The organism is Deltaproteobacteria bacterium (assembly GCA_030654105.1).
Classification (GTDB): Bacteria; Desulfobacterota; SM23-61; order SM23-61; family SM23-61; genus JAHJQK01.
The window spans coordinates 1-7,263 of the sequence record JAURYC010000142.1; the positions used below are offsets into that span (position 1 = coordinate 1).

The window sequence follows — 7,263 nt, forward strand, 5'->3', positions numbered from 1 at the left end:
GGGTGGAGCGATATTGGGGATGGTGAAATAAAAAATCATGGTTCCACTTCGGGGAAGAATCTATAAACCTCTCCCTGGAGGTAGCATTATAAACCACAAAAGCCAGAAATTGAATTATTGGTGAGTAGGCCGGGCACTTCGGGCGTTTCAGGTTGAGGTTTGTTTTCTCTGTTTCCGCCTGGTTTCCCGGCGGTGCCACAATATCTCAACCATTCAACCGTTACTCCCGGCCCCTCGCAGAACCGGACGTGGTGCGTTACACCATCCGGCTCCCAGTTTGAGTCATCCACTGAGGATGGGGATAAAGATTGTGAACAATGCGAGGATAGGGCATCCGGCCAGAAATAATCGGCCAGTACCGCGCCCACGTGATAGAACGGCGTTGACTGCGACGGTTGAGCCATTTACAAAGGAGCCTACAGGCCCGGAAAAAGTAATTCCGCAAGCTTCGCGTATTACCGCTGACCCCGTAGTATTGAATATGGCCCCGGAGATGACTCTCCACATGCGCCATCATGGCTCTGCCTCCTTCGACTCTCAAGGCCCGCAGACGTTGGTTCAGCAATTTCAGCTTCTTGCAGAACCGCTTCCCCTCTGTCTTGCGGCCCACCACGAAGTGTCCTCGACGGCTACGGCTGACAAAGTGCGTGAAGCCAAGGAAGGAAAAGGTGGCGGGTCGCCGCAACCCATCCCTCCAGCACTCCCGCTCGGCCTCACTACCAAAACGCAATACTGACGTTTTCCGAGGCTCTACCTCTAAGTCAAAAGCCACCAGCCGTTCTGTTAACTCGGGCAGGAATCGCCGGGCGTCCTCCTCATCCTCGAAGCAGGCGACGAAATCATCCGCAAAACGTACCAGGTACGCTTTCCCTCGGCATGATTTCCCAAAGCGCTTCTCGAACCAGAGGTCCAGTACATAATGGAGGTAAATGTTAGCCAGTACGGGAGAAACCAGGCCACCTTGGGGTGTCCCTTCCTCACTCGCACTCACCACTCCGTCCTCCATTACCCCTGCCTTGAGGAACCGCCGAAGGATGCGCAGAAACCTTGGGTCGGCTATGCGGTGCTCCAGGAAGCGCATCAAATGGTCGTGACTGACATGGTCGAAAAACCCTTTGACGTCCGCTTCCACCACCCATTGAGTATGCTCATTGGTAATGATCTCCGCCATCCGCCGTAACGCATCATGCGCGCTCCGATCCGGCCGAAAACCATACGAGCACTCACAAAACTCCGGTTCCCAGATCGCCTGCAAGATTTGGCTAAGCCTGTCCTGCACGATCCGGTCCTCGAAGCTGGGAATCCCCAACGGGCGATGTCGGCCATCCCCTTTGGGAATGTACACCCGCCGCACCGGCTTAGGCCGATAGCTCAGACGGCGTAACCGACCGCTCAATTCAGCCAGCCGCTCCTCTAACCCCTCCGCATAGTCCTCCTTTCTTATCCCATCCACCCCGGGCGCCTTCCTTCCATCCTGGCGCTCAAAGCTGGCACGCAACCCCTCCAGATCGAAGAGCAACCCCATCAACGAGGTAAATCGCTCCCGCCGAAGCTCGCGCGCCCTCTGTGTGAAACGAGCAAGTCTTGTGGTCATGGTCTCAATCCGCACTGTGTCGGGCCATGTTTCCCCTACCCGTTCTCCCAAACCGGCACCCCTTTGCTCCACCCGCGTTACCAGGCTTCATCGCTCTTATGGGTGCCTCCGACTTCCGGCTGTCTCTGCCCTCTTCCTCGCTTCTTACACTTGTCGGAAGGTGCGTCTCTCTTTCCTACGCCGACTGCCGGATCTCCCTGGTTGCCACATGGTCTCCATGTGAGGCTCGACGCGGCCTAAGACCCCGGGGCGGTTCCTTGCACTTGCCATCATGCACAAGGCCCTGTTGCCTGCTGGTCCCTTAAGTACCATCGGCCCATCCCAAACACGGACTTTTCGGGGCTCAACACCTTCACGGTCAGTCCCGCCTCCGGCGGGATTACCATTGCACCTCGCCTCCTCTCGTGCCTACGCATCAAGCACAGTGTTACCACTGCACCTGCAAGGCTCGATTCCAGGCCCGTGGCTAACGGTTACCTGGATAGGCTTCCCACCTATAAAACCATGCAGCCTTGCCAGGCCGCAACTAAGGGCGTCCCCGCTTCACACTCCGATGGGCGGATGAACGTAGCCAGAAATTTTTCGTTCCTGAAATCGTTCACAAGGAATGGGGAGCGAACATTCCATTATTGAACGGGAAGGGAAGAAAGAAACCCTGAAACGGAAAAAATTACAACTTCATGAGCGTCCGGCGTTCCCTCACGGGTGAATTTTTTTAAGAAGCCAGGCCATGTTCTGCCCGAGGGTCTTCATGGTCTGGAGGCCTTCGTTGTCGTTTTTCACCTCCCCGGGGTTTCTGCCGATGCCGATGTTCCAGTAGCTGGAGCCCGGAATGATCATCTGGTTGATCAGGAAGAAATCGTTCAGGGAGCTGAAAGCGTGAATCGCTCCCGCGCGCCGCACGGCCACAACTGCCGCTCCCATCTTGCGTTTCAACATATCCCCATTGGCCCGGGAGACAATCGTGATTCGCTCGATGAAAGCTTTCATGCTGGTGGTTATGTCGGCAATATAAGTAGGGGACCCTAATAGAATCCCGTCAGCCTGCTGCATTTTGGCAAGGTAGTCATTGACTTTGTCGGTATTCACGGCGCATCTCAGGTCTTTGTTCTTTACACATTTGTAACAGGCAATGCAGCCGGCGATGGGTTCTCCGGCAAACTGGATCAGCTCGGTTTCAATTCCTTCCCCTACCAGTTCTTCCAGCACCCAATTTAAGAGAATTGCGGTGTTCCCATCTTTCCGCGCGCTTCCGTTAAAGGCCACGACTTTCATTTCCTTCCTCCTTTTTTCTATATTGATCCAAGATGAAAAAATTTGGACGCAGATTAACGCGGATTTCCAGGATTCGAAAGCAAAAATAAAGAGGCTTATATTAGCTCCCAAAAGGATTCGCTCCTTATGTTTAGACAGGTTTCTCTTCAGTGATGCCATCATTTTTCGAATAAACCTGGTTGTAGAAATCATTAAGATAGATGTCATCTTCGGTCTTCCACATGATCCAGCCATTCGCGGTCCCTCTTTGACTACCGGCCTTCTGAATGCAATAAACGGCAGCCGCACTAAGAGACATGACCTTGCCATCAACCTCGACACCCTCTTTGCGGAGGATTCCCTCAAACGTCTTCTTCTGTTGTCCTCTGGGGCCGTACTCAAGAAAAACCTTCTGTCCCTCGTGAATTAGTCCAGCTTCCATTACATCCTGGTATGGTTGTGACCATCTTGCCGCCACCGTTGATGTTGGTTGACCCTTGATTGTGCTCGTGCTGATAGTCGGTACGTTTTCATCTGGGATCGAGTAGAGGATTGTGGTGCCATCAAGGGCCTGATACTTCTCGATTACCCAGATTTTGACCCTAAATTTTAAAGTTTTTACCCACGATTGAAGGTCAGAGGGAATACCGTCAATCGGTATGGCTATCGTTGGGGCTTTATTCAGGATGGTTTGTAATTTTCCGTGTACGTCCAGTTGTGCAATCCCAAGATCAGAAAAAACCTCAGCGACTGTTAAATCGTTTTTAATGAGGTTCATCACAATATTTAAGATTGAGTCTCTGGTTGTCTGGGAATCCACAGCTGCTAACTGTTTTGATATCTGGGGAGCGATGTGTTGCCAAGTTCCGTGGGATGTGAGCTCGGCTTCAACCATGAACCATTCTTCTGATTCTACATCCACGACGAACCCATCTGGAATCGTTCCAGTTCCCCCCATTGTGGATATTTTTGATTTTGGAATCAAGATGATGCTGGAGCCGAATAGATATTCAGCGTAGTCTTGGACCACAGCCTCGATCTCCGCTTCGTCATTGAACGGAGTCCGGAAGTATTTTTCATTCCCTTTTACGATCATCTTTCATTTCCTCCGTTCCACAAAACCTTCATTTTTTTAAAATGAAGAACATCTTTATTCTTTTCATTGACTGTTCCTACTAATGGATCGGATTATCAAGGATCCCGTAGCTCCAGCAACAATTATCTCTGAAAAACTGAACAGAATATTTCACACTTTTCCGTTCATGTCAAAAGGATAAATTTTATCCTTCCCCCCCAAAATCCCCTTAACACATTAACACCCCTCCAGGACATCATCCTTTTCGGAATAAGAATAACGCCTTCCATCCATCCCACCGTGTTTACCACCCCCATAAACACCTCTTAACACCCATAAACACCTGTTTCATGATGGAGAAAAACGAACCATAGTTCGTTTCTTGATCTGCCCCGGTCCAGCCCAAGATTTAAACTTTTTACGTTTTTACCAATTTCTGTCCTCTCCCCGCCAAAATTCCTAAAAGTTTAAAAGTTCATCTCCAGAATTTCCTGTTCTTAAATCCATTCCCTCCAGGAAAAACAACTCCCAACCCTGATCAAATCCGAAGGTGGCTTCGTTTTTCAGTTATATCCTTCCACATTCATATATATGACTTACCAATAAACATCCTTCCCCAAAGGAATGTGGGACGTTTCTGACGGTTTTTCTATCTTACAGCACCCCAAGGTAACCGAATTTCTCACCCACGTTCTCAACCTAAATTTAAACAGAATAGGAGGACGCATGGACCCAGTTCCAGAAATCCGAAGGGAAAAAGTGTTTCTTCAACCAGGTATGTCCAGCGAAGAGATTAAGAAAACTTACGGTCTTTCTTCCGACCAAGCTTACAAAGCAAAAGTGAAAGGGTTCTTCGTAAAGAATTATTCGAAAAAACAGATCGTCATAGACAGGGAGAATTTCAACTCCGCGGTTGTTTATCCATTGGCCAAGAAGGTCTTCGCCCGGAATTTCAAATGGAACCCATTAGCTCAGTCGATTTATGACGACATGATACAGGAGGCGGTCACACGGCTCTTCGAGCTATCGGGAAAGACAAAAGAAATGGCCAACAGTAAATACAGCGAAAATTATGCAAGCTTCTGGGTCGCTCACAACGCCATGCTTGCGTTCCTGAAAACCTGGGAACGTCAGAACAAATGGTGCTTGTCCTTCCAGGATGAGGCCGATCCCATTCTGAGAGGTGGGAAGAGGGTTTGGAGCCCGCAATGGGGATGGATGTATGTTTGAAGAGTGGATCCTGATAACTTCTTGGAGATTAATTGCTTTGGGAGGGTATCAGGATTTATGCTGTCAAAAGAGTGGCCCGGAGATCTCTTGGATTCCGGGCTTTTGTTTATTTCAGCATAGGGGCAGTCAAGGAGATTTTTGTTCTGGGTCTTTATGTAGAATAAGTTTGGGCATGGGTTTTCCAAGGATATAATTAACAAGGCCCTGGCCAATGGCGGACAATGGCCGGGCATGGTTTGTGTCTGGTTCCCCATTGCGCGTTCTTTCTAAAGCATAGGAGGATCCTATAACCACTTCCCCAGTTTCTACGCTCAAAACTCTTATGGACATTCCGGAAATAAATTCCTTTTGTTCAACCCCACTGAAAGATAACTTCTTGAAAGCTACGCCGGAACTTTCAACCTTGGTTTCGACTCTTACCGTTCCAACAAGCAGGTAATCAGCTTCTACGAGTTTTCCTATCTTTTGCAGACTGGTGTCTTTCGTGAGGCCGGTCAAGCTTACCTCTTGCTCCTGTAGTATATTCTGAAGATATGATCTATCTACAATGCGAAAACCGTTTTTAATTAGATTCTGCGAAACCAGGTCACTGGCCAAAAATCCAACTTCTCTGGTTGTGCTGGAAAAAGGAAGGACTGCTATTTTTGCATCAGAAACATTAGCTCCTGGGCGGGAATAGACGGTGTAGGGATACTCATGGGCAGTACATGATAACATCAAGAAAGCCAGAACTAACACCGCAAACCGCTTCATAATTCCCTCCTTAAATTAAGCCCTACCAATTCCAAATAACCCGGTCCAATCATATAATAAAAAACCCCACCTCTTCCTCAGAAATGGGGTCTATTCAGATCTCCAAACCATACAACCTCCCTGCTACCTCACTCGGGTAGCGGTTAAGGGTTGATGGATAAAGACAGGAATGCCAGCTTGTTGATTCGGATGGGATTATATGAATTTGAGGGGACAAGGTCAAGGTATTCTTAAAGACAAATTCCCTTTCTTCGGATATTTTATGCTGATCTTTAGATTTGAAAAATCCTCCTCATAATGGCATTATGAAAGGGATCGGAAAGTTGAAACCAAACCCGAGGGAGGATCAGAGGAGGCTAAATCGCATGCATGTTGAATATATAAAGAGAATATCAAATCTTTACGCCAGGCTTGGATATTCGCCTTATACTTGGGTGCGGAACGAAGATACCCCTCCCTGGCAACCGTTAAAGGAACCGCTCAATAAATGCCGCGTGGCTGTCTCAGCTTCAGGGGGGATTTATAAAGCCGGTCAGCTGGCCTTTCATTACAAAGATGATGATTCCTACCGGGCAATCTCGAAAGATGTAAATATAAAGGACCTACGGATCACTCATTTTGCTTATGATATGACCGATGCCCGGCATGACCCCAATTGTGTTTTTCCGATTGAACCATTGCAGCGTATGGAGAAAGAAGGATTTATAGGAAAACTGGCCCCATTCCAATATACGTTCATGGGGGGGATTTACTCATCGAGAAAAGTCAGGGAGAATCTGGCCCCTGCGATTATTGACAAATTGCTCAAAGACAAGGTAGATGCTCTCCTTTTAGTTCCGGTCTGACCCGTATGTCACCAGTCCGTGGGACTGATTGCTCGGCAGGCAGAAGCTGTGGGGATCTCCACCGTATGCATGAGCAGCGCCCTAGATATTACCCAATCGGTTAACCCTCCTCGCGCTGTCTTTCTCGATTTTCCACTGGGTCATACCACTGGGAAGGCAAACGAACCAGATTTGCAATACTCGATTGTCCATGATGCCTTGATTGCCCTGGGGGAGATGAAGAGTCCGGGAAGTATTAAGATCCTCCCTTATCGCTGGAGTGAAGACGAATCCTGGAAGAACACTCATTCGAAAGACGCTCGTTTGCCGAGGACATCGGAACCTCAGTTCCAATTCGAGGAGGATCAAATATTATACGAAGCGAGTAAAAAACTGAACCACCATCGGCTTTAAGCCGATGGGTTCAACGGACGGGTCGAATGAATTCGACTATTCCGTCCGTTACAGAGAAAATTAGATCCAATGCCAGCAAGATAAATTGCTTGTCCCCCTCCAAGGGGACTTCGCAAAAG

7 protein-coding genes are annotated in these 7,263 nt (G+C 48.7%); 3 read left to right on the forward strand and 4 right to left on the reverse strand.

The window, feature by feature from the left end; genetic code table 11:
* Positions 1 to 256: 256 nt before the first annotated feature.
* From ltrA to Q7V48_05795, 3 genes are all read right to left on the reverse strand, one after another.
* A complete protein-coding gene (ltrA, locus tag Q7V48_05785; protein ID MDO9210247.1) occupies positions 257 to 1,645 on the reverse strand; it encodes a group II intron reverse transcriptase/maturase in 1,389 nt (462 codons plus the stop codon).
* A 648-nt stretch (positions 1,646 to 2,293) separates the two neighbouring features.
* Positions 2,294 to 2,869, reverse strand: a complete 576-nt coding sequence (locus Q7V48_05790) for a flavodoxin family protein (GenBank protein ID MDO9210248.1) — start codon at positions 2,867 to 2,869, stop codon at positions 2,294 to 2,296.
* 130 nt (positions 2,870 to 2,999) lie between these two features.
* Positions 3,000 to 3,944 carry a hypothetical protein gene (locus Q7V48_05795; GenBank protein MDO9210249.1) on the reverse strand — a complete coding sequence of 315 codons (945 nt, stop codon included), beginning with the start codon at positions 3,942 to 3,944 and terminating at the stop codon, positions 3,000 to 3,002.
* A 705-nt stretch (positions 3,945 to 4,649) separates the two neighbouring features.
* Here Q7V48_05795 and Q7V48_05800 point away from each other — a divergent pair.
* Entirely contained in the window at positions 4,650 to 5,153 is a 504-nt protein-coding gene (locus Q7V48_05800) for a hypothetical protein (protein MDO9210250.1), read from the forward strand.
* A gap of 126 nt (positions 5,154 to 5,279) precedes the next feature.
* Here the strand turns inward: Q7V48_05800 and Q7V48_05805 are convergent, their stop codons facing one another.
* A complete protein-coding gene (locus tag Q7V48_05805) occupies positions 5,280 to 5,906 on the reverse strand; it encodes a CsgG/HfaB family protein (protein ID MDO9210251.1) in 627 nt (208 codons plus the stop codon).
* Between the two features lie 365 nt (positions 5,907 to 6,271).
* On the opposite strand from Q7V48_05805, the gene Q7V48_05810 reads away from it, so the two are divergent.
* Both Q7V48_05810 and Q7V48_05815 read left to right on the forward strand, forming a co-directional pair.
* Positions 6,272 to 6,751, forward strand: coding sequence for a glycine/sarcosine/betaine reductase selenoprotein B family protein (locus tag Q7V48_05810; GenBank protein MDO9210252.1), 480 nt, complete (start codon positions 6,272 to 6,274; stop codon positions 6,749 to 6,751).
* Positions 6,752 to 6,820: 69 nt separating this feature from the next.
* Positions 6,821 to 7,144, forward strand: a complete 324-nt coding sequence (locus Q7V48_05815) for a hypothetical protein (protein ID MDO9210253.1) — start codon at positions 6,821 to 6,823, stop codon at positions 7,142 to 7,144.
* Positions 7,145 to 7,263 lie beyond the last annotated feature (119 nt).